Annotated in this window: 19 protein-coding genes and 1 pseudogene; 17 read left to right on the plus strand and 3 right to left on the minus strand. The window is 73.2% G+C overall.

Features of this window, described 5'->3' with window-relative positions:
* Positions 1 to 452: pseudogene (locus ACYC1Z_RS05225) on the minus strand (hypothetical protein); the annotation flags it as partial.
* A gap of 157 nt (positions 453 to 609) precedes the next feature.
* Between ACYC1Z_RS05225 and lepA the strand changes: the two are divergent.
* From lepA to ACYC1Z_RS05240, 3 genes are all read left to right on the plus strand, one after another.
* Positions 610 to 2469, plus strand: a complete 1860-nt coding sequence (lepA, locus tag ACYC1Z_RS05230) for a translation elongation factor 4 (protein WP_461408484.1) — start codon at positions 610 to 612, stop codon at positions 2467 to 2469.
* A 4-nt stretch (positions 2470 to 2473) separates the two neighbouring features.
* Complete coding sequence (locus tag ACYC1Z_RS05235) at positions 2474 to 3208, plus strand: MOSC domain-containing protein (protein WP_461408485.1); 735 nt, start codon at positions 2474 to 2476, stop codon at positions 3206 to 3208.
* A 543-nt stretch (positions 3209 to 3751) separates the two neighbouring features.
* Positions 3752 to 5434: an HNH endonuclease signature motif containing protein gene (locus tag ACYC1Z_RS05240; RefSeq protein WP_461408486.1), complete on the plus strand. Its 1683-nt coding sequence runs from the start codon at positions 3752 to 3754 to the stop codon at positions 5432 to 5434.
* Between the two features lie 151 nt (positions 5435 to 5585).
* On the opposite strand, the gene ACYC1Z_RS05245 is transcribed toward ACYC1Z_RS05240, so the two are convergent.
* Positions 5586 to 6251: a GNAT family N-acetyltransferase gene (locus ACYC1Z_RS05245; protein ID WP_461408487.1), complete on the minus strand. Its 666-nt coding sequence runs from the start codon at positions 6249 to 6251 to the stop codon at positions 5586 to 5588.
* Between ACYC1Z_RS05245 and ACYC1Z_RS05250 the strand changes: the two genes are divergently transcribed.
* Positions 6250 to 7746, plus strand: a complete 1497-nt coding sequence (locus ACYC1Z_RS05250; RefSeq protein WP_461408488.1) for a coproporphyrinogen-III oxidase family protein — start codon at positions 6250 to 6252, stop codon at positions 7744 to 7746. The genes ACYC1Z_RS05245 and ACYC1Z_RS05250 overlap by 2 nt on opposite strands.
* A gap of 174 nt (positions 7747 to 7920) precedes the next feature.
* Here ACYC1Z_RS05250 and ACYC1Z_RS05255 read toward each other — a convergent pair whose 3' ends face one another.
* The gene (locus ACYC1Z_RS05255) at positions 7921 to 8823 is read right to left on the minus strand and encodes a DUF3097 domain-containing protein (protein ID WP_461408489.1); all 903 of its coding nucleotides are present in this window, start codon (positions 8821 to 8823) and stop codon (positions 7921 to 7923) included.
* Between the two features lie 211 nt (positions 8824 to 9034).
* Between ACYC1Z_RS05255 and hrcA the strand changes: the two genes are divergently transcribed.
* From hrcA to ACYC1Z_RS05320, 13 genes are all read left to right on the plus strand, one after another.
* A complete protein-coding gene (gene hrcA / locus ACYC1Z_RS05260) occupies positions 9035 to 10054 on the plus strand; it encodes a heat-inducible transcriptional repressor HrcA (RefSeq protein ID WP_461408490.1) in 1020 nt (339 codons plus the stop codon).
* A gap of 77 nt (positions 10055 to 10131) precedes the next feature.
* Entirely contained in the window at positions 10132 to 11256 is a 1125-nt protein-coding gene (gene dnaJ / locus ACYC1Z_RS05265; protein ID WP_461408491.1) for a molecular chaperone DnaJ, read from the plus strand.
* A gap of 27 nt (positions 11257 to 11283) precedes the next feature.
* Complete coding sequence (locus ACYC1Z_RS05270; protein WP_461408492.1) at positions 11284 to 12081, plus strand: 16S rRNA (uracil(1498)-N(3))-methyltransferase; 798 nt, start codon at positions 11284 to 11286, stop codon at positions 12079 to 12081.
* Between the two features lie 258 nt (positions 12082 to 12339).
* Positions 12340 to 13395: a PhoH family protein gene (locus tag ACYC1Z_RS05275; protein WP_461408493.1), complete on the plus strand. Its 1056-nt coding sequence runs from the start codon at positions 12340 to 12342 to the stop codon at positions 13393 to 13395.
* A complete protein-coding gene (ybeY, locus tag ACYC1Z_RS05280) occupies positions 13392 to 13844 on the plus strand; it encodes an rRNA maturation RNase YbeY (protein ID WP_461408494.1) in 453 nt (150 codons plus the stop codon). Before ACYC1Z_RS05275 ends, ybeY begins: the two co-directional genes overlap by 4 nt.
* Positions 13845 to 13852: 8 nt before the next feature.
* Positions 13853 to 15154 (plus strand): hemolysin family protein, encoded by a 1302-nt coding sequence (locus tag ACYC1Z_RS05285; protein ID WP_461408495.1) that lies wholly within the window; start codon positions 13853 to 13855, stop codon positions 15152 to 15154.
* The gene (gene era, locus ACYC1Z_RS05290; protein ID WP_461408496.1) at positions 15151 to 16137 is read left to right on the plus strand and encodes a GTPase Era; all 987 of its coding nucleotides are present in this window, start codon (positions 15151 to 15153) and stop codon (positions 16135 to 16137) included. The genes ACYC1Z_RS05285 and era overlap by 4 nt, the downstream gene beginning before the upstream one ends.
* 47 nt (positions 16138 to 16184) lie before the next feature.
* On the plus strand, positions 16185 to 17687 hold the full coding sequence (locus ACYC1Z_RS05295; RefSeq protein WP_461408497.1) for an alpha/beta hydrolase family protein: 1503 nt from the start codon (positions 16185 to 16187) through the stop codon (positions 17685 to 17687).
* A gap of 104 nt (positions 17688 to 17791) precedes the next feature.
* Complete coding sequence (locus ACYC1Z_RS05300) at positions 17792 to 18592, plus strand: PP2C family protein-serine/threonine phosphatase (protein ID WP_461408498.1); 801 nt, start codon at positions 17792 to 17794, stop codon at positions 18590 to 18592.
* Entirely contained in the window at positions 18589 to 19641 is a 1053-nt protein-coding gene (locus ACYC1Z_RS05305) for an FHA domain-containing protein (RefSeq protein WP_461408499.1), read from the plus strand. The genes ACYC1Z_RS05300 and ACYC1Z_RS05305 overlap by 4 nt, the downstream gene beginning before the upstream one ends.
* Positions 19638 to 21140 (plus strand): serine/threonine-protein kinase, encoded by a 1503-nt coding sequence (locus ACYC1Z_RS05310; RefSeq protein WP_461408500.1) that lies wholly within the window; start codon positions 19638 to 19640, stop codon positions 21138 to 21140. Before ACYC1Z_RS05305 ends, ACYC1Z_RS05310 begins: the two co-directional genes overlap by 4 nt.
* Positions 21141 to 21254: 114 nt before the next feature.
* Positions 21255 to 21956: an FHA domain-containing protein gene (locus tag ACYC1Z_RS05315; protein ID WP_461408501.1), complete on the plus strand. Its 702-nt coding sequence runs from the start codon at positions 21255 to 21257 to the stop codon at positions 21954 to 21956.
* A gap of 273 nt (positions 21957 to 22229) precedes the next feature.
* On the plus strand, positions 22230 to 26534 hold a 4305-nt coding region (locus ACYC1Z_RS05320), incomplete at its 3' end, for an Ig-like domain-containing protein (RefSeq protein ID WP_461408502.1).

Raw genomic sequence — 26534 nt, forward strand, 5'->3', positions numbered from 1 at the left:
GCGTGCACCGGCCCGCCGGCGGCGACGAGCGCAGCACGCTGCGCCGCCTCGACCCGCGGCAGGAAGCGTGCCGTGCGCAGCGTCCCCTCCGCCATCGCGGCGCTCATCGCGGAGCGCTCGTCCCGGAGATGATCGTCGGCCGCGCCCGACCCCACGACGACGACCTCGCCGGTCGCGACGGTGACGGTCGACGTCGGCCCCAGCTCCGCCGTCTGGCGCTGGAGGCGGTGACGGCGGACGGCGAGCACGGCGACCGGCGCCGCGAGGACGGCCGCGAGGCCGAGCGGCACCCAGGCGGTCCAGCCGTCACGGGTGAGGCCGTGGACCAGTGCGAGGATCGCGAACAGGCCGACGTTCAGCCCGGCGGCGGTGAGCAGCAACGCGCCGGGGCGCCGGGCGATGCGCACCAGCGTGGGCACCACCTGGTTGAGGAGCTCCCCGGCAGCGGTCATCTCCCCAGGGTGGCACGCGACCGCGGTCCGCCACCGGTCACCTCGCCATCGGCGAACAGCGGGAACCTCCCGACGTCGTCGGCGCCGGTGCGGCGTGGGACCATGGGGCGAAGAAATATCCGACGTGTGCGATCGTGCACCGCGTACAGAGGTGGACGTGCCCCCCATCCCCAGCCCGGCCCTGACGGCTCAGATCCGCCCGGCGGCGACCCCGCCGGAGCTCCTGCGCAACTTCTGCATCATCGCCCACATCGACCACGGCAAGTCGACGCTGGCGGATCGGATGCTGCAGTTCACCGGTGTCGTCGATGCACGCGACATGCGAGCGCAGTACCTGGACCGGATGGACATCGAGCGCGAGCGCGGCATCACGATCAAGTCCCAGGCCGTGCGGATGCCCTGGCAGGTGGGGGAGCGGGCCTTCGCGCTGAACATGATCGACACCCCGGGCCATGTGGACTTCTCCTACGAGGTCAACCGGTCGCTGGCCGCGTCCGAGGGCGCGGTGCTGCTGGTCGACGCCGCGCAGGGGATCGAGGCACAGACGCTCGCGAACCTGTACCTGGCGATGGAGAACGACCTCGCGATCATCCCGGTCCTGAACAAGATCGACCTCCCGGCGGCGCAGCCGGAGAAGTATGCCGAGGAGCTCGCGAACCTCATCGGCGGCGACCCCGAGGACTGCCTACGGGTCTCGGGCAAGACCGGGGCCGGCGTCGTCGAGCTCCTCGACCGGATCGTGCGCGACATCCCCGCCCCAGAGGGCGACGCAGACGCCCCCTCGAGAGCCATGATCTTCGACTCCGTCTACGACACCTACCGCGGTGTCGTCACGTATGTGCGCGTCATCGATGGGCAGCTCTCCCCGCGCGAGCGCATCCAGATGATGTCGACGCGTGCCACCCACGAACTGCTCGAGATCGGCGTCATCTCGCCCGAGCCCACGCCGTCCGAAGGCCTGGGCGTGGGTGAGGTGGGCTACCTCATCACCGGTGTGAAGGACGTGCGCCAGTCCAAGGTCGGCGACACGGTCACCAACCTCTCGAAGCCGGCCACGAAGGCGCTCGGCGGTTACCGCGAGCCGAAGCCGATGGTCTTCTCGGGCCTGTACCCGATCGACGGCTCCGACTACCCGGTGCTGCGAGACGCCCTGGACAAGCTCAAGCTCAACGACGCCGCCCTCGTCTACGAGCCGGAGACGTCGGTCGCGCTCGGCTTCGGGTTCCGGTGCGGGTTCCTGGGGCTGCTGCACCTGGAGATCGTTCGTGAGCGGCTCGAGCGAGAATTCAACCTCGACCTCATCTCGACCGCGCCCAACGTGAGCTACGACCTCGTGACCGAAGACGGCACGCAGGTGCACGTGACCAATCCCAGCGAGTTCCCCGAGGGCAAGATCTCGTCCATCCGTGAACCCGTGGTACGCGCGACGATCCTCTCCCCGAGCGAGTTCGTGGGGACGATCATGGAGCTCGCCCAGGCCCGCCGAGGCACGATGCGCGGGATGGACTACCTCTCCGAGGAGCGCGTGGAACTGCGGTACACGCTGCCGCTGGCCGAGATCGTCGGCGATTTCTTCGACCAGCTCAAGTCCAAGACCCGCGGCTACGCCTCATTGGACTACGACCCCGACGGGGACCAGGAGGCCGACCTCGTCAAGGTCGACATCCTGCTCAACCACGAGCAGGTCGACGCCTTCTCGACGATCGTCCACCGCGACAAGGCGTACGCCTACGGCGTGATGATGTCGGGGAAGCTCAAGGAGCTGATCCCGCGCCAGCAGTTCGAGGTGCCGATCCAGGCAGCGATCGGTTCCCGGGTGATCGCCCGCGAGACCATCCGCGCGCTGCGCAAGGACATGCTCGCCAAGTGCTACGGCGGCGATATCAGCCGGAAGCGCAAGCTCCTCGAGAAGCAGAAGGAGGGGAAGAAGCGCATGAAGAACATCGGCCGGGTCGAGGTGCCGCAGGAGGCGTTCATCGCCGCGCTCACCTCCGACGCCCCCACCGGCAAGAAGTAGCCGCATGGGCACGCTCACGCACGTCTGTCGCGTGGCCGAGCTGCACGACGACGACGGCGGGGTCGGCATCACGGCGATCGACAAGAGCCCCGTGGTCGGGCCCGTCACGGTCGGGACGTACGGGCTGCGCGGCGACGTCCAGGCCGACCGGAAGAATCACGGCGGGCCGGAGAAGGCGCTGTACGCCGTCGACCTGGCCGAGACCGACTACTGGGCCGCGGAACTGGCGGAGCAGATCCCGCCCGGCCGTTTCGGCGAGAACCTGCGGGTCGCAGGGATGGCCGTGGACGACGCCGAGATCGGTGAACGCTGGCGCATCGGCGAGGTGCTCGAGGTGGAGGTGACCGGGCCGCGCACGCCCTGCGCGACCTTCGGGCGCTGGCTGGGGCAGGAGCGGTGGGTCCGACGCTTCACCGAGCGCGCCCGCACCGGTGTGTACCTGCGGGTGCTCACCCCCGGGCCGGTCGGTGCCGGCGACGCCGTGACCGTGACCTCCTCTCCCGGTCACGGGGTGACCGTGTCCGGATGGTTCGCCCGGCACGATCCCGACGACGCACGGGCGCTGTTGGCGTACGAGGCAGGGATGCGCGGGCGGACGCTCGGCGACGGCGACGGCGACGGCGACGGCGACGGCAACGGCGGCCCGGTGCGGGCGGCTCAGGATGCATGGACGATCGCCCAGTTCCTGCGTGGGTATGTCGACCGTGCGGTAGCGCGGGCTGGTGTGCCCGGGGCCTGACTGCCCATCGGTCACCGTGGCCGCCGTCCACCTGTCTCCGCGACGCGTCGCTTCCGCGCTCGATTCCGGATGTCGTACCCTCCCGGTAACCTTGTACGTATGTTCGATGACGGGGTGAGCGACGCTGGTGGGAGCCGCATTGCGGTGTTCCCACGGAGCGTGGTCGAGGATGCCCTGGCCTGGATGCTGATCACTGCCGCACGGTCCGGCGAGCGTGCAGACGTCGTGGATGGCCGAGGAGCGGACTCCACGGCCCCTGTGGTTGTTGAGGCCACGCACACGGCCGAGGTCCCACCGGCTCTCGAGCTCGCTCAGATTCCCGAGTCGGCGGATGCTCCCGACGCTTCCGAGGGTCACGATGCACCGGATGCACCGGATGCACCGGATGCACCGGATGCACCGGACGCACCGGATGTACCCGAAGGGCCCGAAGGCCGCGATGCTCCCGAGGTTGCCGAAGCCCCCGATGTTCCCAGGAGTCCGGTCGATGCCGATTCGCAGGCAGAGCTGGCCGCCGAAGGTGACCACGCGGGCGAGGGTGCAATGGCAGGCCTCGTTGCTGCGTTGCCGGTACTGGCGGGCCTGGACCTGGCCCAGGCACTGAACCCGGTGGGCGTGGAGGGCGAGGACGCCGACGCGTTGGTGGAGATCGCGGCGGCCTGGTCGCGGGTCGCGTCGTGGGCGACGGCGCGGCGGGGCGAGGCGCTCGCGGAGCTCGCCTCCGCATCCCAGGGCTGGTCGGGTGGCTGGTCGGACGGCTTCGTGGCGTTGTCGACCGAGGTGGCCATGCGGGAGGGCATTTCGAGACCGGCTGCGTCCACCGCGGTCAAGACCGCAGTGATGCTCAACGGTCCGTTGCTGGCCACGGGTGATGCGCTGCGTGACGGGGTGATCGACCCCGCCAAGGCGGGACTGATCGCACGCACGTTGGCCGACCTGCCGTTCGAGGTCGCGGTCGCCGTGGAGGACGAGGTGCTGCCCGAGGCGGGGAGCAGGACGCCGTCCCAGCTGGGTCGTGCGCTGAACAAGGTGCTGATCACCGTGGATCCCGAGGTCGCTGTGGATCGGGCGCGGGCGGCGATGGCCCGCCGGCGGGTGTGTCACCCGAGATCCTTGCCCGACGGGATGGCATCGATGTATGCGGTGTTTCCCGCTGCGGATGCGATCGCGCTGGACCTCGCGCTCGACGGGGCGGCGCGGGCGGCCAGGGCTGCCGGCGATCGCCGGACCACGGACCAGCTCCGTGCGGATGTGCTGGCCTCCATCGGTGCGGATGCCTTGCGTACGGGCAGCATCGGGAGCCGCACCGCCCCCACCGCCGGCAACCCACGGACCGGTGGCGGCGGTCCGTTGCCTGAGCCCGGATCGCCGGGTTCAGCGACGATCGGCCCCGTCCCCGACGACCTCAGTGCCCTCCTCCTCGAGCTCGACGACGCCGAGCCACCAGAGCCGCCGCGTTGGCTCGACGATGTGCCGGAGCCGACCGGCGGGTGCGGCGAGGTGGGCGTGCCTCCTGGCTGGCGCGATGCGCTGTCCCCAGGGCCGCCTGACCGGGTCGGCGGTGCCGTGCCTGCGGACCTGCCGGGCGCACCGCCGGGTCCTGATTCGCATCCCGACGCCGACGCCAGCACCAGCACTGTGCCTGATCCCGATCCGTCGGAGGCTGGGTACGCGCTGGCCCTCAAGGGTGGCGTCCCGGTGCGGGTGAACGTGACCGTGCCGTTGTCGACGCTGCTGGGCGGGGACGAGCCCGGACATCTGGACGGTTATGGCGCGATCGACGCCGTGACTGCCCGCGCACTGGCGATGGGCGGGTTGTGGCGACGGTTGGTCACCGACCCGCTCACCGGCGTGGTGCTCGACGCCGGCAGGAGCCGGTACCGCCCCCCTGCGGACCTGGCCGAGTTGATCCGGCTGCGTGATGGCACGTGCTTCCGTCCGGGGTGCTCCACGGCCGCGGCCCGGTGCGAGCTCGACCACACGACGCCCTGGTCCCACCTCGGAACGACGTCATGGGCCAACCTCGGGCCGGGCTGCACCACCGACCACTCCCTGAAGACCAACGGGGACTTCGCGGTTCGGCAGCACGAGCCCGGGGTCTTCACCTGGACCTCGAAACTGACCGGTATCTCCTACCGTCGCGAACCTAGCGGTGCCACGACCGTCCTGGGGCAGACCCAGCCCCCGCAGCCACGCCATCCACACGGCCTCCGCGACGAGCTGTGAGCGGGCAGCCGAGGGCGCAGCCCGCGAGTGGGAAGGGTGCCGAGTGGGAAGGGTGCCGAGTGGGAAGGGTGCCGAGTCGGAAGGTGCCGTGCCGGTGACCTCAACCGCCCTCGCGAGAGGCGACCCCTGCCACCTGTCGGGGGCAGCAACCTCAGCCCGCCCGCTCCAGGGCAGCGACCATGATCCGCTGGGGTCCGAGGGACCCGCCGAGATACTGGCCCACATCCACGAAACCACCCGCGGTGTAGGCGCGGACGGCGGCCGGGTTCGACTCGTTCACGGTGAGCACGAGGATGCGGGCGCTCGGCTCGATCGACCGCACGAACACGGGGAGCAGCCCGGCCGCGGTGCGGCCGTGCCCGAGATGCTGCGCGTTCGCGTCGATGTAGAACGCCCGCAGCAACGCGGCTTGCTCGGGGTGATCCACCAGCTGCGGCAGGTTCCCCGCTCGGTCGATGACGCCGAAGCCGACGGGGACGCCGTCGTGCTCGACGACGAACGGGGTCCGGTGCGGGTCGGCGTCGGCCGCCGGGAGTGTCACCTCCGCACGCGACGAGTAGGGTTCCTGCTCCGGCAGCGGGCGCAACGATCGCACCGCGGCCCGGCGTGTCCGGGTCACCTCGTCGTCGCCGTCGAGTCGGTACAGGCGCGTCAGCGTCGGATCCGCACGGACCGGGCGTGGCAGCGTCGGATCCGCACGGACCGGGGAGCGACTCCGGTCTGCGCGGGCGAGGGTCCACCCCGGCGTGGCCCGGCCGGCCGCGGTCGAGCCCGGGTCGTTCGGACGTGACGTCACGGTGGGAGAGACTAATCGCATGCCAGCACTGCCCGACGGCGACACCCCACCTGACGACGGCGCGCTCCCTGCTTCGGCGGCGGACGGTGCGGCCGCTCGAGACCTCGGCGTGTACCTGCACGTGCCGTTCTGCCGCGTCCGGTGCGGCTACTGCGACTTCAACACCTACACCAACGCCGAGCTCGGCGGCGGCGCCGACGCAACGGCCTACGCCTCGACGGCCCTGCGCGAGATCGACCTCGCCCGCGCCGTGCTCGCGGATCGCGCGCTGCGTGCCGCCGGCATGCCGGAGCGAGAGATCTCCACCGTCTTCGTCGGGGGCGGCACCCCGACCATGCTCCCCGTCCCCGATCTCGCCCTCATGCTCGACGGCGTCCGCCAGGCCTGGGGGATCGCCGACGGCGCCGAGGTCACCACCGAGGCCAACCCGGACTCCGTCGACGCCGCCGCGCTGGAGACGCTGGCCGAGGCCGGTTTCACCCGGGTCTCGTTCGGCATGCAGTCGGCGGTGCCGCACGTCCTGAAGACATTGGACCGCACCCACGACCCCAGGCGCCTGCCCGAGGTCGTCCGCTGGGCGCGCGAGGCGGGGCTGGAGGTCTCCGTCGACCTCATCTACGGCACCCCCGGGGAGTCGGCGAACGACTGGCGCACCAGCGTCGAGGCGGCGATCGCGCTCGAGCCGGACCACGTCTCCGCCTACGCACTGGTCATCGAGCCCGGCACCAAGATGGGCGCCCAGCTCCGTCGTGGTGAGCTGTCGGCGCCGGACGACGACGACGCAGCCGTCAAGTACGAGATCGTCGACGACCTCCTCAGCTCGGCGGGCCTTGAGTGGTACGAGATCAGCAACTTCGCGCGCGCCGACGACGTCAGGACGCGCGCCGACGACGTCAGGACGCGCGCCGACGACGTCAGGACGCACGGCGACGTCAGGACGCACGGCGACGTCAGGACGCACGGCGACGTCAGGACGCACGACGACGTCAGGACGCGCGGTGACGTCAGGACGCGCGGCGACGACCCTCGTGCGAACGCCGATGGTGTGGGTGCGAACGCGGACAATGCCGGCCTCCACGGTGCGCCGCCCGCCGGCGATGGGCGCCGAGTACCGGCGCACGCGAGCCGGCACAACCTCGCCTACTGGCGCGGCCAGGACTGGTGGGGCATCGGCCCTGGCGCACACAGTCACGTCGGCGGAGTGCGCTGGTGGAACGTCAAGCACCCCCGCACCTACGCGTATCGGCTCGAGCAGGGCCTCAGCCCCGCCGCCGGCCGTGAGGTTCTCGATGACACGACCCGCGAGCTGGAGCGGGTGATGCTTGGTGTTCGCCTGGCCGGTGGGCTCGAGCTCGACCCCGGGACCGGCAAGGTGCCCACGCGGCAGCGGCGCGCCATCGCCGATCTGATTGCCCAGGACCTTATCGAGTTCGCAGCGGCCCGGCACGGCCGCGTGGTGCTCACGCGTCCGGGCCGGCTCCTCGCGGACACGGTGGTGCGGGCTCTGACGGACTGAGCGAGGACGACGCTGGTGCGGCGCGCTACGCCGGCGCGGCGCGCCGCCTTGCTCGGCTACGGCGTGTTGCTCGGCTACGACGCCTTGCTCGGGTGCGACGCCTTGCTCGGGTGCGGCGTGTTGCTCGGGCGCGCCGTGTTACTCGGCTACGGCGCGTTACTCGGCTACGGCGCGTTACTCGGGTACGGCGGTGACGAAGTCGATCAGCTCCTCCATCCGCCCGAGCAGGGCGGGGGAGAGGTCCCGGTAGCTGCGCACCGTGCCCAGGATCCGCTTCCACCCCTGCGCGACGTCCGCCTGGTCGGCATGCGGCCACCCCAGCGCGGCAAGCGTGCCGATCTTGATGTCCGTCCCCCGCGGGACGTCGGGCCAGGCGTCCAGCCCCACCCTTTCCGGCCGCACGGCCTGCCAGACGTCCACGTACGGGTGCCCCAGCACCAGCACGTGCGCGGCCGTGCCGCCGCCGGCGACCCGTGCGGCGATCCTCGACTCCTTGGACCCCTTCACGAGGTGGTCCACCAGCACCCCGGCCCGGCGCCCCGGTCCCGGCCCGAACGCCGCCAGCACGGCCGGCAGGTTGTCGACGCCGTCGAGCAGCTCGACGACGACGCCCTCCACTCGCAGGTCGTCACCCCACACACGCTCCACGAGCTCGGCGTCGTGCCGGCCCTCGACGTAGATGCGCGACGCCCTGGCCACGCGCGCCCGGCGCTGCTCCACGGCGATCGAGCCTGACGCCGTGAGCCGCCGCCCACCGGCGGTCCGCGGACCGCGCGACGCGGCTTGCGACCCGACCCGCGCCGTGGGCGGGACCAGCCGCACCGGCTTGCCCTCGACCCGGTACCCCGGCCCCAGCGGGAACGTCCGGGTCTGCCCGCGTCGGTCCTCCAGGACGACCACCCGCATGCCGCCCGACTTCTCCACGCGCACCACGGCACCGACCCAACCCGTCTCGACCTCCTCCACGACGAGGCCCTGCTCGGCCGGTTGGTCGCGAGTCGTCGCCCGGTGCGCGAAGGCGCCCGATCGGTGCGGGTCGGAGGCCAGGACGTCGGATCCGTATCGGTCGCTCACCACGGCAGGCTAAGCGGACTGTGGCCGGAGCCTCCCGTGTGCTCCCGGCGTGGCGAGTAGGATTAGCACTCGGAGCACGAGAGTGCTGACGATGGTATTCATGACGCACCGCGCCGTGCGGACGATGAGGCGTGCGGACGACGAGGCGTGCGGGAAGTAGCCGCGCGGGAGAAGCAGTGAGTGCGGGAGAAGCAGCGAGACGGGAGGAGGAGCAATGAGCGAGGATCGTCGGCTGGACGTGCTGCGCGCGATCGTGCACGACTACGTCGCCACCCGTGAGCCGGTCGGCTCCCGAGCGCTCGTCGAGCGTCACTCCCTCGGCGTCTCCCCGGCGACCATCCGCAACGACATGGCCGCCCTCGAGGAGTTCGGCTACATCGCCCAGCCGCACACCTCCGCCGGCCGGGTGCCCACCGACAAGGGCTACCGGGCCTTCGTCGACCAGATCGCCACGCTCAAGCCGCTCTCCGGGGCCGAGCGCCAGGCCATCCAGAGCCTCCTCGACGATGCTGTCGACCTGGACGACGTCGTGGAGCGCACCGTCCGCCTCCTCGCGCACCTCACGCACCAGGTCGCCGTCGTGCAGTACCCCTCGCTGCGCCGCTCGGCGCTGCGCCACCTCGAGCTCGTCCTGCTCAGCCCGCGCCGCCTCCTGGTGGTCATCATCACCGACACCGGCCGGGTGGAGCAGCGTGCGGTGGAGCTGTCCGAGGACGTCGATCCCGGCGTCGTCGCCGAGCTCCGCGTCCGCCTCAACGTGGTGTGCGCGGGCCGCCGGCTCAAGGCCCTCGAGGAGCCCCTGGCCCGCCTCCCGGAGCAGTTCGCCCCCCAGCACCGCCCCCTCGTGGAGGCGGTCAGCGAGCAGCTCACCGACACCCTCCGGCTCGACACCGAGGAGCGCCTCGTCATGGCCGGCACGGCCAACCTCGCACGCTCCGACATCGACTTCTCCCACACGATCGGCCCCGTCCTCGAGGCCCTCGAGGAGCAGGTCGTGCTCCTGCGTCTCTTCGCCGAGATGGACGACGACGCGATCACGGTGCGGATCGGCGCCGAGAACCAGCACGAGGGCCTCGTGGAAGCGTCGCTCGTCACGGGCGCCTATGGTGGAGACTCGCCCCACGAGGGGGTCGCCCGGCTCGGCATCCTCGGACCCACCCGCATGGACTACCCGGGGACGATGGCCGCGGTGCGGGCCGTCGCCCGTTACCTGTCCCGGTTCCTCGCCGGGTAGCCGGACCGGTGCCACCTCGGCGCCCCCGCACCGCACCAGATCCGCAGAACATCAGAACCCCAGCAGAGAGTGACGTGGTGAGCGACTACTACGAGATCCTCGGCGTCTCCCGCCAGGCCAGCCAGGAGGAGATCAAGAAGGCCTACCGCAGGTTGGCCCGCAAGCTCCACCCGGATGTCGCGGGCCCGGACGCCGCCGACACCTTCAAGGACGTCACGCGTGCGTACGAGGTGCTCTCCAACCCGGAGAAGCGCCAGATGTACGACCTGGGTGGCGAATCCGCCCTCGGTGGTGGCGGCGCCGGGGCTGGTGGCTTCGCCGGCTTCCAGGACATCTTCGAGACGTTCTTCGGCGCGGGGGCCGGCGGTGCGTCCCGCGGGCCCGTGCCCCGCGCGCGCCGGGGCCAGGACGCGCTCGTGCGCCTCGACATCGAGCTCACCGAGGCTGTCTTCGGTGCCCCCCGCGAGATCCAGGTGGACACCGCAGTCGTGTGCGCGACGTGCAACGGCACCTGTTCCCGGCCCGGGACCTACCCGCAGACGTGCGCCGTCTGCCAGGGCCGTGGCTCCGTGCAGCGTGTGACCCGATCCTTCCTCGGCCAGGTCATGTCCACCACCGCCTGCTCCGCCTGCCAGGGGCACGGCACGATCATCCCCGAGCCCTGCCAGGACTGCGCCGGCGAGGGGCGCGTACGCACGCGCCGCACCCTGCGCGTGGATGTCCCGGCCGGCGTCGACTCCGGCACCCGCATCCGCATGTCCGGCCAGGGCGAGGTCGGCCCCGCGGGCGGCCCCGCCGGCGACCTGTACCTCGAGATCCACGAGAAGCCGCACCCGTTCTTCGTCCGCCGCGGCGACGACCTGCACTGCACCATGCAGATTCCGATGACGGCGGCCGCGCTCGGCACCGTCCTCGAGCTCGACACCCTCGACGGGCGCCACTCGATCGACGTCGTCCCGGGCACCCAGGCCGAGCACGTCGTCACACTCGACCACCTCGGGGTGGGCCACCTCAACCGCGGCGGCCGCGGCGACCTGCACGTCCACCTCGACGTCCAGGTCCCCACCCGCCTCGACGACCGCCAGCGCGAGCTGCTCACCGAGCTCGCCACCCTGCGCGGCGAGGAGCAGCCGGAGCCGCGACTGGCCGGCACCGGCAGCGGCGTCTTCTCCAAGCTCCGCGAGAAGCTCGCGGGCCGCTGACCTGGCCTCGCCGCAGAGCCACCGGCCATGACGACCGCCGTCTTCTACGCCCCGCACGAGCTGGGTGGTGCCGTCCCCGGCGGCGTCGTCACCCTCCGCGGTACGGAGGCGCGGCACGCTGCCACCGTCCGGCGCATGCGGGCCGGTGAGGAGGTGGAGCTGGTCGACGGCGCCGGCCTGCGCGTCCACGGAACGGTTGTGCAGGCGGCCAAGGACCTGCTGCGGGTCGCGGTCACCGCAGTGCACCACGAGCCCGGCCCCGCGGTCCGGCTCGTCCTCGTCCAGGCGCTCGCCAAGGGCGGCCGCGACGAGCAGGCCGTCGAGACCGCCACCGAGCTCGGGGCCGACCTGATCGTGCCCTGGCAGGCGGACCGCTCCGTCTCGGTCTGGTCCGGCGCGAAGATGGGGCGCGGCCGGGAACGCTGGGCCGCCGTCGCGCTCGCCGCCGCCAAGCAGTCCCGGCGCGCCCGGGTGCCCGCCGTCCACGACGTCGTCACCACGAGATCGCTCCGGGCCGCCGTCGCGACCACCGTCGCCGCCGGCGGCGCCGTGCTCGTCCTGCACGAGCAGGCGAGGCGACCGCTCTCCGCGGCCCGGCTGCCGGGTACCGGCACCGTCGTCACCGGCACCGAGGCGGGGCTCGCCCACCCCACCGACGTCGCCGTGGTGGTCGGCCCCGAGGGTGGCATCACCGACGCGGAGGTCGCGGCGCTGGCGGATGCCGGCGCACAGCCCGTCCTGCTCGGAACGCACGTGCTGCGGACCTCCACCGCCGGGCCGGCGGCGCTGGCGGTGCTCGCCCAGCGCCTCGGCCGGTGGGGCTGAGCGGCGGGAGCCTCGGCCGGTGGGGAGCAACGGGAGCGGTGCTCCCGTGCATCGTGCGGGCGCCCCGGCCCCGACGGGTACCGCCGGGAGGTGCCGCCCGACCCCGGGCCGACCGGCCGGAAGGTCCTCGTGGAGTCCCTCGCGTGGTGGGCCGAGCGGGGCCCGCGCTCAGGCGGATATCCTGGCCTTGCCGCCATGGTGCAGTCCGACCACGGCGTCCCGACCCCGAGGAGTTGTGAGGGCCACCCGGCCCGTCCCATGTCGCCCACGTCAGTCTCGCCCGCCGGTGAGCTCCCCGCCGGCCAGGTCCAGCACCAGGTGACCGTTTCCGAGACGGTTCCGATGGTGGCCCTCCTCGGCCGGCGCGACGAGGTGCTCCGGGCCATCGAGAACGGGATCCCCGCGGTCGACATCCACGTCCGCGGCAACGTCGTCACCCTCACCGGCGCGGCCGGTGACGTCGTCGTCGCCGAACGGCTCGTCGACGAGCTCGCCGCGGTCGCCTCGGCCGGCTCCCCGCTCAGCGCCGACGCCGTCGAGCGCGCCATCTCCATGCTCACCGCGCCCGGCCCGCAGGGCCCTGCCGACGTCCTGACGGCGAACATCCTCTCCACTCGCGGGCGGACCATCCGGCCCAAGACACTCGGGCAGAAGGAGTACGTCGACGCCATCGACCGCTCCACGATCGTCTTCGGCATCGGCCCCGCCGGCACCGGCAAGACCTACCTCGCGATGGCCAAGGCGGTCGGCGCCCTGCAGGCGAAGCAGGTCAAGCGCATCGTGCTGACCCGACCCGCGGTCGAGGCGGGCGAGCGGCTCGGCTTCCTCCCCGGCAGCCTCAACGACAAGGTCGACCCGTACCTGCGCCCCCTCTACGACGCCCTGTACGACATGCTCGACCCCGAGACCATCCCCAAGCTGATGGCCGCCGGAACCATCGAGGTGGCGCCGCTGGCGTACATGCGCGGGCGCACCCTCAACGACGCGTTCATCATCCTCGACGAGGCCCAGAACACCTCCGCCGAGCAGATGAAGATGTTCCTCACCCGCCTCGGCTTCAACTCCCGGGTGGTCGTCACCGGGGACGTCACGCAGGTCGACCTGCCGGTCGGCACCCGCTCCGGGCTCCGCGTGGTCCAGGAGATACTCGACGACATCGACGACATCGCGTTCTGCCGGCTCACCAGCGCCGACGTCGTCCGGCACCGACTCGTGGGGGAGATCATCGACGCCTACGAGCGCTGGGACGCCACCACGGCGGATGGGGGCCCGCGCCGTATCGACCGCCGCCAGCACCGAGGAGCGACCCGATGACCACCGAGGTCAACAACGAGTCCGGGTACGACGTCGACGGCGAGGAGTTCGCCGCGCTCTCCACCTACGTCCTGGGTGAGATGCGCGTCCACGCCCACGCGGAGCTGTCGATCCTGCTCGTCACCCCCGATGTCATGTCCGAGCTGCACGAGCGGTGGATGGACGAACCCGGCCCGACCGACGTGCTCTCCTTCCCCATGGACGAGATGCGACCCGGACGCCCGGGAGAGGAGCCGACCCCCGGCATGCTCGGCGACATCGTGCTGTGCCCCGAGGTGGCCGCCAAGCAGGCCCTCGACGCCGGGCACTCCACCGTGGAGGAGCTCCTGCTGCTGACCACGCACGGCATCCTGCACCTGCTCGGCTACGACCACGCGGAGCCGGAGGAGGAGAAGGAGATGTTCGGCCTGCAGCGCCGCCTCCTGCTCAGCTTCCTCGCGGAGCGCTGAGGGAATCGATGAACGGCATGATCGAGCAGGTGCCCGCGGCGTGGCTCGGGGTCCTCGCCCTCCTGGGCATCTCGCTGGGGGCGACGCTGAGCGCGGGAGAGGCGGCGTTGCAGCGCATCACCCGCACCGCTGTCGGCGAGCTGGACGGCCGCCGGGCCCCGGCGGTCCAGCGGCTCGTCGAGCGTCGGCAGGCGGCGCTGCGCGCGACCGGCTTCGTGCGGGTCCTCGCCGAGATGACCGCGGCCGTCTGCGTCACGCTCGTGGTCGGCGCCCTGCTGCCGCGCTGGTGGCTGGTGCTCCTGGTGTCGGTGGTGACGACGGCGCTCGTGCTCGCCGTCGTCGTCCAGCTCAGCCCACGCCAGCTCGGGCGCCGCAACCCCACCGGGGTGCTGCTCGTGCTGGCGCCGCCGATGAATCTCTTCGCCGCGCTCGACCGGCCTTTCGAGCGACTCGGTGAGATCCTCACCCACGACGTGGCTCGCACGGACGAGGAGGCCCGTGCCGATCGTGAGGAGGACCTGCGCGACATCGTCGACCGGGTCAGCGAGTCCGAGCAGATCGAGGACGACCAGCGCGAGCTGCTGCAGTCCGTCTTCGAGCTCGGTCAGACCCTCACCCGCGAGGTCATGGTCCCGCGCACCGACATGGTCGTCATCGACGCCGACCAGCTGCTCGACAAGGCGATCACGCTGTTCACCCGGTCCGGCTACTCCCGCGTGCCCGTCGTCGGGGAGTCCACCGACGACATGCTCGGCGTGCTGTACCTCAAGGACGTCATGCGCCGCGTCCACCGCCGCGCCGACACCGACGCACTGACCGTCGCGGACGTCATGCGTGAGCCCACGTTCGTGCCCGAGACCAAGCTCGTGGACGACCTCCTGCGCGAGATGCAGGCCGGCAGCTTCCACATCGCCCTGGTCGTGGACGAGTACGGCGGCATCGCCGGTCTCGTCACCATCGAGGACCTCCTCGAGGAGCTCGTCGGCGAGATGGTCGACGAGCACGACCGCGCCGAGCCCGAGGTCGAGGACCTCGGCGGTGGCACCGTGCGCGTCCCCGCCCGGCTGCCCATCGACGAGCTCGGCGACCTGTTCGGCCTGGAGATCGACGACGACGACGTCGACTCCGCCGGCGGCCTCCTCGCCAAGGCCCTGGGCAAGGTGCCCCTCCCGGGCGCCGAGATCGACGTCCTCGGGCTGCACCTGGTGGCCGAGCGAGCCGAGGGGCGACGCCGTCGCCTCTCGACGATCCTGGCCTCCCGGGTGCCCACTCAGGCGGAGAACGACGACGAGATGCAGGTGAGCATGTGAGGTTCCCCTCCGACGACGAGCTGACGGCCGGCCCCAACGCCCTGACGGACGCACCCGGCCTGATCAGCCACGACTGGCCCGCGGGCTTCCGCGCGGGTTTCGCCTGCATGGTCGGGCGCCCCAACGCCGGCAAGTCCACCCTGACCAACGCACTGGTCGGTCAGAAGGTCGCGATCACCTCGGGCCGGCCCCAGACCACCCGCCACACCGTGCGTGGCATCGTGCACCGCGACGACGGTCAGCTCGTCCTGGTCGACACCCCCGGCCTGCACCGGCCCCGCACCCTCCTGGGGCAGCGACTCAACGACCTCGTGCGCGAGACCCTCGCCGAGGTCGACGTCATCGTCTTCTGCCTGCCCGCCGACGAGAAGGTCGGCCCGGGCGACAAGTTCATCGCCCGCGAGCTCGCCCACCTGCGCACCCCGGTCATCGCGGTGGCCACCAAGGCGGACAAGGTCTCCCGCGAGTCCCTCGCCGCCCACCTCCTCGACATCCAACGGGCGGGGGAGTGGGTCGACATCGTGCCCGTCTCGGCCGTCAAGGGTGAGCAGGTGGACGTCCTCACCGACCTCCTGCTCGCCAAGATGCCGGTCTCCCCGCCGCTGTACCCCGCCGGCGAGCTGACCGACGAGCCGGACAACGTCATGATCGCCGAGCTGGTCCGCGAGGCCGCGCTCGAGGGCGTGCGCGACGAGCTGCCCCACTCCCTGGCCGTGACGGTCGAGGAGGTCAACGAGCGTCCCCGGGCGGACGACGACCCGCGCCCACCCATGCTCGACGTGCACGTCAACATCTACGTCGAGCGCGACTCCCAGAAGGCCATCGTGATCGGGAAGGGCGGGGCCAGGCTGCGCGACGTCGGCACCCGCGCCCGGGGCGGCATCGAGGCGCTGCTCGGGGCCCGTGTCTACCTCAACCTGCACGTGCGGGTCGCGAAGGACTGGCAGCGCGACCCCAAGCTGCTCGGGCGGCTGGGGTTCTAGCGCGTCGCCGGGACCGGGCGGAAGGGGGACCAACTACCCTGGGCACGGTGAGATACCGCCGGCTGGGTGCCAGCATCGCGCTGGTGCTCCTGCTGGGACTGATCGGCACGGTCACCGGCCCGGGCTGGCACCCCACCCCGCTGGAGCACACGCTCGTCCCCGAGTCGTCGGACACCGCCATCGGCTCCACGGCGCGCACCGCACCGGTCGGCACCTTCGACGTGACCCGCGAGGTGATCGACGTCAGGGTCGACGGCGACGTCACCATCCGGGCGACGATCGCCGCACCCGTCGGGGCCGTGGGGAATCGTCCCGGCGTCCTCTTCATGCACGGTGCGGGCACCGCCACGCACAAGAACTTCGCCGAGCTCACCACCGACCTGGCCAGCGCCGGCATCGTCACGATGGTGCCGGACAAGCGCAGCGACACCTACAGCACCCGGGACCGCGACTACGTCGGCATGGCCGAGGACTATCTCGACTCCTTCGCCGTCCTGACGCGCTGGCCCGGCGTCGACCCCGACCGGGTCGGCGTGTACGGCGAGAGCGAGGGGGCGATGTCCGCCCCGATCGCCGCCGCCGGCAACGACGACGTCGCGTTCGTCGCCCTGGTGTCCGCCCCGGTGCTCCCGCTGCGGGAGCAGGGTGCGTTGGCGGCCGACTCCTACCTGCGGGAGACGGGGGCCCCGGACCGGATCCTGCGCGCGATCCCGCGCCTGGTGGGTGGGCAGTTCCCCGGCGGCGGGTTCGAGTACTTCGACTTCGACGTCTCGCCCTACCAGCAGCGCATCACCCAGCCGGTGCTCGTCGTCTACGGTGCCGCGGACTACTCCATGCCGATCGTGCAGGGCGCCGAGGTGATCATCGGCGACCTCGCCGACGCCGGCAACGACCAGTACACGGTGCGCTACTACGCGCACGCCAACCACGGCATCAAGGTCGACGGCGAGTACGCCGCCGGGTTCCCGGAGGACCTCGCCCGCTGGATCCTCGGCCTGCCCGCAACGGCGGACGCCTCCCCCCGGATCGCCGGCGCCGAGCCGGTGCAGCACTTCCGGGCCGACCCGGTGGACCGGCCTCGCTGGTACGCGAGCGGCGACATGCTCGTGATCACGGTGCTGGTCGGGCTCGGCCTCCTGCTGGCCGGGCCGGTGCTGTGGGCGGTGGGCCAGCTGCCCCGACTCCGGGGCCGCCGGACGAGCACCCTGGCGCCGCCGCTGGGCCGCTACGCGTGTGCCCTGTCCCTGGCCACGGTCGCCACCTGGTTCTCCTACGTCGCCTACGTGCTGGGTATCGCCGACCTCGCCCTCAACTACGACACCGACGCGCTGCTGGTGCTGGGCGGATGGATCGCCGTCCAGGCCGTCGGGGTGCTCGCCGCGGTGACGCTCGTGCTGACCGTCGCCGCCACGTGGCGCCAGGCCCGCGCCCACCGCGACAGCCTGGCCACCAGCCGGCTCGGGTGGGCCTCGCTCGTGTGCACCACCCTGGGCAGCGTCGTCCTCCTCGTCCTCGCCGCCTACTGGGGCGTCTACCCGGCCGTGCCGTGATCGTCCCGCGGCCCGTCCTGGGCTGGTCCCATCGGGAGGACGTGGCACCCTAAGGGCAGCGCGTGCCGCACGGACGCACGGCACCTGGAGCGAGGGAGCGGGAGTTGACCCGATGGGGCGTGGCCACCGACACCGGTGGCCGCCGGAGCGTCAACGAGGACGCCGCACTCGCCCAGCCGCCGGTGTTCGTCGTCGCGGACGGCATGGGTGGTCACGCCCGCGGCGAGATGGCCAGCCAGACCGTGATCGCGAAGTTCCGCGACCTCGCCGCCTCCCTGGACGGCGGCCCCGTGACCCGCGCCGAGATCGAGAAGGTGCTCCGCGCCGCGGGTGCCGCCATCCGGGACACCATGGCCGCGGGCACCGGCCCCCTGGACGGGCCGGACACCGTCGCCGGCACCACCGTCGCCGGTGCGGTACGCACGGAGTGGGACGGCAACCCCTGCTGGCTCGTGCTCAACGTGGGCGACTCGCGCGTCTACCGCTTCGCGGGCGGTGAGCTCGAGCAGGTGAGCGTCGACCACTCCCTCGTGCAGGAGAGGGTCGACGCCGGCACACTGGATCCGGCCGCGCGCCGCACCCACCCGCGCCGCAACGTCATCACCCGGGCGGTGGGCACCGGCACCCGCGCCGACGCCGACTTCTGGCTGCTCCGGGTGCGACCGGGGGAGCGGCTGCTGCTGTGCACCGACGGTCTCGTCGGCGAGCTCGAGGATGCCGAGATCGCCGAGGTGCTCGGCGCCGTGCCCGACCCGGCCGAGGCGGCCCGCGCGCTCGTCGCCCGCGCCGTGACGGACGTGGCGAACGACAACGTGACGGTCGTCGTCGTCGACCCGGACGGGACGGACGACGACCACGCCGGCACCGGGCCGTGCGATGGTCGGCCCGCCCCGGAGGAGCGGTGAGCGTGGAGTACCGGCCCGGCACCGGTACGGCGGTCGTGACCGACGGGTTCGTGGTGCTCCTCAGGGGCATGAACGGCAGTCACCGGGGTGTTGTCGGCCCGGCCGCCGTCGGGGGGGACGACGTCGGTGCGGACGCCGTCGCTGTCCGGCTGTTCCGCGCGGGCCGGCCCACGGGGAGCCTGGCCGACTGGGCCGACCGGTGGGCCGGGGACGCGCCCGACCTGGCGGTCGTGGCCCACCGCGGGGGATCACTGCACGTCCTGGTGCGTGGCGAGGCCGTCGTCCGTGCCGGGGAGCGCCTGGTGCGCGACACGGGCGGCACCACCGAGGAGCTGTCCGCGGGCACGGGCTGCACGGTCGTCCTCGGCACCGAACCGGCCGACCGCGCCACGTGGCTGCCCGTGACGGGTGGCGTCGTCCGCGCGGACGGCCTGCGCCAGGAAGCCGCCGAGGAGGCGGCCGACGACAGCCCCGGAGCGAATCCCGAGGACACCTGGCAGGACGAGGGCGACGCCGCCCCGAGCCGCCTCGCGGCGCCCAGCCACCTGACCGAGATCGTCACGCCCGCGACGCCCGTGACGCCCTCGAGCCCGCGGTCACCGGCCGGCCCGTGGACACCGGCCGGCACCGACCGCCGCGAGAAGGCTCCGGTCACACCCGACCCGGTGTTCGAGGTCGTCCTGAGCACGGGCCGGCGCATTCCCGTCGCCGGCCCGGTGCTGGTCGGCCGCGCACCGCAGACCGGCCGGTTCCCCGCCGGCGCCGCACCGTGCTTGGTGGTGGTGCCCAACCCGGAACGGGACATCTCCGCCACCCATCTCGAGCTCCGCCCGGCCGCCGACCACGTCGTCGCCACGGACATGAACTCCACCAACGGCACGGTGGTCCACCTCCCTGGCCGCCCCCCGGCGCGGCTGCGCCCCGGGGCGGGCGTGCCGGTACCGCCGGGTGGGGTCATCGAGCTCTCCACCGAGGTTCGCCTCACCGTGGCGAGGATCGACTCCCGGGCACCGCACGAGGCTCCGCGCGTCCCGGGCGCCGGGGCATGAGCGCGCGCCGCGCCCCCGCCCCGCCCCCCGAACTCGACGGCTACACGTTCGTCGAGGTTCTCGGCACCGGGGGGTTCGCCGACGTCTTCCGCTACGCCCAGCGGATGCCGCGCCGGCAGGTGGCGATCAAGGTGCTCGCCGGCGGCACGGTGAGCGAGTCCGCCCGCGAGCGGTTCCTGGCCGAGGCCGACCTCATGGCCCAGCTCTCCAGCCACTCCTCGATCGTCTCGATCCACGACGCCGGCCGCTCGGACGACGGCCGCCCCTTCCTGGTCATGCAGTACTGCCCCCTGCCCAACCTCGCCGAGCGGCTGCGGGTCCGCGCGCTGGGGGTGCCGGAGGCACTCGGCGTCGGCATCCGGATCGCGGGGGCCGTGGAGACGGCGCACCGGGCCGGCATCGTGCACCGCGACATCAAGCCCGCCAACGTGCTCACGACGGAGTACGGCAGGCCGGCGCTCGCCGACTTCGGCATCGCCGGGCTGCTGACCCCGGGACGGGGTGAGGAGGCCGAGACCACCGGTGTCTCGGTGCCGTGGGCGGCGCCGGAGGCCGTGGAGGGAGAACCCGGAGGCGTCGCGGGGGACGTGTACGCCCTGGGCGCCACGATCTACACCGTGCTGGCCGGACGCTCGCCGTTCACCGTCCCGGGCGGTCCCAACACCCGCCTCGACTACACGCAGCGGATCCGTACCATGCCGGTGCCCCCGATCGGCCGGGAGGACGTGCCCGCCTCCCTGACCCGGGTGCTCGAGAAGGCGATGGCGAAGCAGCCCGAGCGTCGCTACGCCTCGGCGCTGGACCTCGGCCGGGCCCTGCAGGCGGTCGAGCTCGAGCTGGCGCTGCCGAGCACCGAGATCGAGGTCCCCGACACCGCGTGGATGGACCAGGCGGCTGCCCGGCACGGTGCGACCGCCGACGTCGGCGGTCGCACCGTGGTGCGGAAGGTGGTGGAGGTCCTCCCATACGTCGAGAGCCCCGCGGCCGACGACGGTGGCGGCGCGCAGCGTGCGCAGGGCTCCCGCCCGGGGGTGTCCGCGTCCGGATCCGTGACCGGGCCCATCGTCGGGCCCGCCGCGCCCGATGCGGGCGTCCGCCGGCGCCGGCTGCTCGTCGCGGCCGCCGCCGCGCTGGCCGTGATCGTCGGGGTGCTCATCGGCTACCGCTTCCTGGGCGAGGCCACGGATGCGCCCCCCGTGGTGCCGTCGCCCGGCGCGGGCATCCCCATCCCGGAGCAGGTCGCGAGCCCCGAGGGCCTGACCGGAGCCCGGTCCGGGGACTCCGTGACGTTCACCTGGCGGCCACCCGAGGCGGTCGCCGGCACCGACGGGGTCAGCTACACGTGGCGTCGCACCGAGCCCGGTGCCCCGCCGCAGGTACGCCTCGTCGACGGCGTGACGGTCACGGTGGAGGCCCCCGGGCAGGTCTGCCTCGCCGTGAAGGTCCGCATGCCGGACGGGACGACGTCGACCGAACCGGCCGCCGCCTGCGTCCCGTAGGGGCTCGGCGGCGCGTACGGCATCCCGGGCGTCCCCGGCGGGGCACACTGGTGCCCGGACCGTGCGCGATCATGCACGTGGGAGCGGTGCCGGGGATCGAAGGGGGAGACAGGGATGGGTATGCAGCTGGAGTTCGCCGGCGAGTGGTTCGACCTCTCGCCGGACGAGACCGTCCTGATCGGGCGGGAGGGGCTGCTCGAGATCGATGACAACCCCTACCTGCACCGCCGGTTCCTCGAGGTGAGCCGGTTCGAGGACATGTGGTGGCTCACCAACGTCGGCTCCCGCCTGTCGGCGACGGTCGCCGACCCGGCGGGCAACACGCAGGCGTGGCTCGCCCCCGGCGCCCGCCTGCCCGTCGTCTACCCGCGCACCACCATCCTGTTCACCGCCGGTCCGACGACGTATGAGCTCACCCTGGTCAACGACGAACCCACGTTCCTGCCGACGCGGCCGGCGGAGGAGGTCGAGCTGGGCGAGACCACCATCGGCCCGGTCTCCCTCACCGAGAGCCAACGGCTCCTCGTCCTCGCCCTCGCCGAGCCGGTGCTGAGCGGGCGCGGCTCCACCGCGACGATCCCGAGCTCCGCCGAGGCCGCCCGCCGGCTGGGCTGGGCGATGACCAGGTTCAACCGCAAGCTGGACAACGTGTGCGAGAAGCTCGACAGGTACGGCGTGCGCGGCCTGCACGGGGCCCCCGGCAAGCTCGCCGTCAACCGGCGGGCCCGCCTGGTGGAGTACGCCGTCGCCTCCCGGCTGGTCCAGCCGCAGGAGCTTCCGCTCCTCGACGCCGCCGCGGACACCGCCGACGACTGACGGGCCGGCCCGGACGATCAGGGACCGGCAGGCCGGGGCCGGGCGGCCGCCGGTGCGTCGGTGTCCTCGTCGACACATCGGGTGACCAAAGCCACACCGGCGAATTGGTGCGTCACGATAGAGTTCCTGCCGGGTGGCCATACCCAGGAGCAGGCGCCGTCCCGGCGCAGGAGCGGCCGACGGGCCCGGATCCGGCCGGGGACGACGCACCGGGCTCGTGCCGTGGCTGCGCGTCAGGTGTGACAGGGGGACAGGTTGCGAAGGTGGGGCGGCGTGCGTCGGGCGGGCGCGCCCGCGCCCCGGCGCCCCGATGGGAGCCCCCGCCGCCGAGGCGCGGACGCCGGTCGTCGGGTCGTCAGCCTGACCGTGCTCGCGGTGGTCGCCGCGGGCGTGGCGGCCGCGGCCCTCCTCGACGACGACGCCGCGCGCGCCGAGGTCGACCTCAACGACGGTGGCGTGTGGGTCACCAGCTCCACGACCCTCCAGGTCGGCCGCGTGAACCACCAGGTCCACGAGCTCGACGGCGCCGTCACCACCACCGGTGCGGACATCGACGTGCTCCAGGACGGCGCGGGCGTCTTCGTCGTCGACCACGGCGCCGCCAGCCTCGATCGGGTCGACGTCGCGGGCCTGTCGACCTCGCCCGTCGCGACGCTCCCCCCGAACGCCGAGGTGGGGCTCGGTGGCGGTGTGCTCGCCCTGCTCGACGGTGGCAGCGGCGCCCTGCGCACCGCCTCGGTCGAGGCACCGGACGCACTCGACGAGTCCGCCACGGAGCCGCAGGCCACGCTCGGCATCGGTGCCCACATCGCCGTTGGCGCGGACGGCACGGTGCACGCCCTCTCCGTCGCCACCGGGGAGCTGGTGACGGTGCCGCGCGGCACCGAGCCGGTGGGGCGCACGGACCCGGGGAGCGTGGTCGTGGAGGGTGCGGATCCGGGGACCGCGGCCAAGGACGTGCCGTCCGAGGCTCCTGACCTGCCCACCGCCGGCCTCGGGGTGGACGCCGCCACCCTCGCCGGCGCGACGAACCAGATCACCGCCGTGGGCGCCGAGCCGGTCGTCCTGACCCGGACCGCCGCCGGCCGGCTCCTGGTGCTGCGCCCCGGCGCCGACCCGGTCGATCTGACCGACCTGGACCTCGACACCACCGCGGTCCGGCTCCAGCAGGTCGGCCCGGCCGCGGACTCCGTCGTCCTGGCCACCGCCGACGCCCTCGTGTCCGTCCCGCTCGACGGCGACGCCCCGAGCGTCATCGCCTCGCCCGTGCTCGCCCCACCCGTGGCGCCGCTCGTGGTCGACGGCTGCGTGCACGCGGCCTGGGCCGGTGGCCTGCCGACCTATCTGCGGGCGTGCGAGGGCAGCGAGCCGGGCGTGATCCCCGTCCCCACCGACGCCACGGCCCAGGAGATGCGGCTGCGCACGAACCGCGGCCTGGTGGTCCTCAACGACACCCTCACCGGGGGCGTCTTCCTCCTCGACGAGCAGATGACGCTCGTGGACGACTGGGACGAGGTCGCCCCGCCGAGCGCGGACGACGATTCCGGCGCGGAGCCCTCGACGGAGCTGACCGCCGCCGTGCCCCTCGAGCGGGAGGCCGCCAACCGCCCGCCGACGGCCACGGACGACGAGTTCGGGGTCCGGCCCGGCGGCACCACCGTCCTGGACGTGCTCACCAACGACACCGACCCCGACGGTGACCTGCTCACCATCACCTCGATCGACGGCACCTCGGACGCCGTCGGCACCGTGGTGCCCGTGCTGGGCGGCCGCGCGCTGCAGGTCGAGGTCGGCCCCGACGCCGCCGGTTCCGTCGGCCTCGGGTACACCGTCTCCGACGGGCGTGGTGGCGAGGCGAGTGCCATGTTCGACCTCACCGTGGTGCCCCGCGAGGTCAACAACGCCCCGGTCGCCCTGCGCACGAGCACGCTGCTGCTCACCGCCGGCGCGAGCGGCTCGGTGGACGTGCTGGCCGACGTGCGCGACCGGGACGGCGACCAGCTCGTCCTCGTGGGCGCTGCCTGGGACTCCGACGACGTCGTCCGCTTCACCCCCGCGGGCGTCGTCACCTTCGAGGACTCCGGCGTCTCGGCCGGGCCCAAGCAGGTCGTGCTCACCGTCTCCGACGGGCGAGCCACCACCGACGTCGTCCTCGAGGTCGACGTGCGGACGGGCACCGGCCTGCCCCCGACGGCCGTCTTCGACCATGCGCGCACCACGGTCGGGGCAGAGCTGGGCGTCGCACCGATCCACAACGACACCGACCCGGACGGCGACCTCCTGCGCCTGGCCAACGTGAGCGGCCCGCCCGAGGTCGACGTCGTCGCGGACTACGGCACCGGCACGTTCCAGGTCCGGTCCGAGACCGCCGGCACCTACTACCTCACCTACGTCGTCGTGGACGACTCCGGCCAGAGCGCCGCCGGCCTCGTCCGCGTCGACGTCCTCGAGCCGGTCTCCGCGGCGCCGGTCGCGATGCGGGACACCGCACTGCTGCCCGCCGGGGGGACCGTCACGGTCGACGTCCTCGCCAACGACGAGAGCCCCGCGGGCGGCCTGCTGGGCGTGCAGCAGGTGGACGTACCCCAGGGCTCCGGGCTGAGCGTCCAGGTGCTCGAGCACCGGGTCCTGAAGATCTCGGCGACGCAGGTCCCGCCCGGTCCGCTCACCCTCACCTACACCGTCGCCGGCGGCGGCCCGTCGGCCCAGGGCGAGGTGCTCGTCCAGCCCGTGCCGACGGCGTCGCAGTCGCAGCCCCCCGTCGCCGAGCCGGACGTCGTCAACGTCCGTGCCGGCGACGTCGCGACCGTGCCCGTGCTCGTGAACGACACCCACCCCACCGGGCTCGAGCTCCGGCTGGCCCCGGACCTGGTCGAGGCGCCGGACGAGCCCGGCAGCGCGTTCTTCACCTCCGGGGACGAGCTCCGGGTCCGCGCGCCCGCGACGCCGCAGACGATGCACGCCGTCTACCGCGTCCTCGACTCCGCCGGCAACGAGGACTCCGCGCAGGTCACCGTGCACGTCCAGGCGGACACGGGGGAGAACTCCGCGCCGCAGCCGAAGCCGGTCGAGACCCGCGCGTTCGCCGGGGAGCGCGTGCGCATCCCGATCGCGCTGGCCGGGCTCGACCCGGACGGCGACTCCGTCGAGCTCATCGGCACCGGCGAACCGCCCGAGCTGGGCCGGATCGTCGAGGTGGGCCAGGGCTACCTGGACTACCTCGCGTTCGACCACGCCACCGGCACCGACACCTTCACCTACCTCGTGCGCGACCGGCTCGGCCTGGTCGCCGCGGCGCCGCTGCGCGTCGGCGTGGTGCCCGCGCCCGGGATCAACCGGGCGCCGCTGCCCCTGCCGGACACCCTGGAGGTCCGCCCCGGGCGCACCGTCGAGGTCGACGTCCTCGCCAACGACAGCGACCCCGACGGCGACCTGCTCTCCCTCGAGGACGTCACCGGCCCGGCGGACGGGGTGGGCGTCGCGGTCGCGGACGGTGTCGTCCAACTGACGATCGACGGGCAGAGCGGCACCTCCACCGTGGTCTACACGGTGGGCGACGGCCGCGGTGAGACCGCCACCGGCACGCTCCGGGTGGAAGTCTCCGCCGAGGCGCCGCTGCGGCCCCCGACGGCGCGCGACGACCTCGTGGCCCCGGCGCAGATCGTCGGCGCCGCGGCCGTGACCGTCCCCGTGCTCGCCAACGACGAGGACGCGGACGGCACGGTCGGCGCCCTGCAGGTCTCGCTGCCCGATGCTCCGGCGGGTGCCGGCGTCGTCGGCCGGTCGGTGCGGGTGCCGGTGCTGCCCGGGCGGCAGCTGATCACCTACGTGGTGACGGACCCGGACGGGCTCACCGCACAGGGGTTCGTCGACGTCCCGGGTCTGGCGGAGACGGGCCCGGTGCTCCGGGCCGGTGCCGAGCCCGTCGAGGTCCGCACCGGGGAGACCGTCACGATCCCCCTCGCCGACCACGTCGTCGCACCCAGCGGCAACCCGGTGCGCCTGACCGATGCCGCCGCCGTGCAGGCGACCAACTCCGACGGGGCCGCGGCCGTCGTCGACGCCGAGACGCTGAGCTACACCTCGGCCGCCGGCTACACCGGCCCCGCCTCCCTGACGTTCGAGGCCACCGACGGCGCGACCGCCCAGGACGGCCTGCGTGCGGTGCTGACGCTGCCCATCACCGTCCTCCCGGACGGCAGCAACACCGCGCCCACGCTCACCGGCGCCAGCCTCCGGGTGGCCCCCGCCGACGGCGCGAACACCCTGGACCTGGCCCCGCTGACCACCGACCCGGACCTTGCGGACGCCGGCCGCCACACCTATCGCGTCGTCGAGGTCCCCGACGGCTTCGAGGCCACGTTCGAGGGCTCCTTCCTCACCGTCACCACCGCGGCCGCGACCCCGCCTGGCACCGTGGGCGACGTCGTCGTCTCGGTGGCCGATGCCGTCGCCGATCCGGTGCTCGGCACGGTGCGCGCCGAGGTGGTCACCTCGACCCGGCCGCTCGCCGCCGTCGGCGACGTCGACCTCGGCGTGGTCGACCAGGGCGAGGCCGTCACCGTCGACGTGCTGGCC

It is taken from the genome of Georgenia sp. (assembly GCF_054605595.1).

Excerpts from the sequence above, each read along its gene's own strand:
- ACYC1Z_RS05235 (WP_461408485.1), top strand. The coding sequence starts at position 2,474 with ATGGGCACGCTCACGCACGTCTGTCGCGTGGCCGAGCTGCACGACGAC.
- ACYC1Z_RS05240 (WP_461408486.1), top strand. The coding sequence starts at position 3,752 with ATGGCAGGCCTCGTTGCTGCGTTGCCGGTACTGGCGGGCCTGGACCTG.
- ACYC1Z_RS05250 (WP_461408488.1), top strand. The coding sequence starts at position 6,250 with ATGCCAGCACTGCCCGACGGCGACACCCCACCTGACGACGGCGCGCTC.
- ACYC1Z_RS05245 (WP_461408487.1), bottom strand. The coding sequence starts at position 6,251 with ATGCGATTAGTCTCTCCCACCGTGACGTCACGTCCGAACGACCCGGGC.
- hrcA (WP_461408490.1), top strand. The coding sequence starts at position 9,035 with ATGAGCGAGGATCGTCGGCTGGACGTGCTGCGCGCGATCGTGCACGAC.
- ACYC1Z_RS05270 (WP_461408492.1), top strand. The coding sequence starts at position 11,284 with ATGACGACCGCCGTCTTCTACGCCCCGCACGAGCTGGGTGGTGCCGTC.
- ACYC1Z_RS05275 (WP_461408493.1), top strand. The coding sequence starts at position 12,340 with ATGTCGCCCACGTCAGTCTCGCCCGCCGGTGAGCTCCCCGCCGGCCAG.
- ybeY (WP_461408494.1), top strand. The coding sequence starts at position 13,392 with ATGACCACCGAGGTCAACAACGAGTCCGGGTACGACGTCGACGGCGAG.
- ACYC1Z_RS05285 (WP_461408495.1), top strand. The coding sequence starts at position 13,853 with ATGAACGGCATGATCGAGCAGGTGCCCGCGGCGTGGCTCGGGGTCCTC.
- ACYC1Z_RS05310 (WP_461408500.1), top strand. The coding sequence starts at position 19,638 with ATGAGCGCGCGCCGCGCCCCCGCCCCGCCCCCCGAACTCGACGGCTAC.
- ACYC1Z_RS05315 (WP_461408501.1), top strand. The coding sequence starts at position 21,255 with ATGGGTATGCAGCTGGAGTTCGCCGGCGAGTGGTTCGACCTCTCGCCG.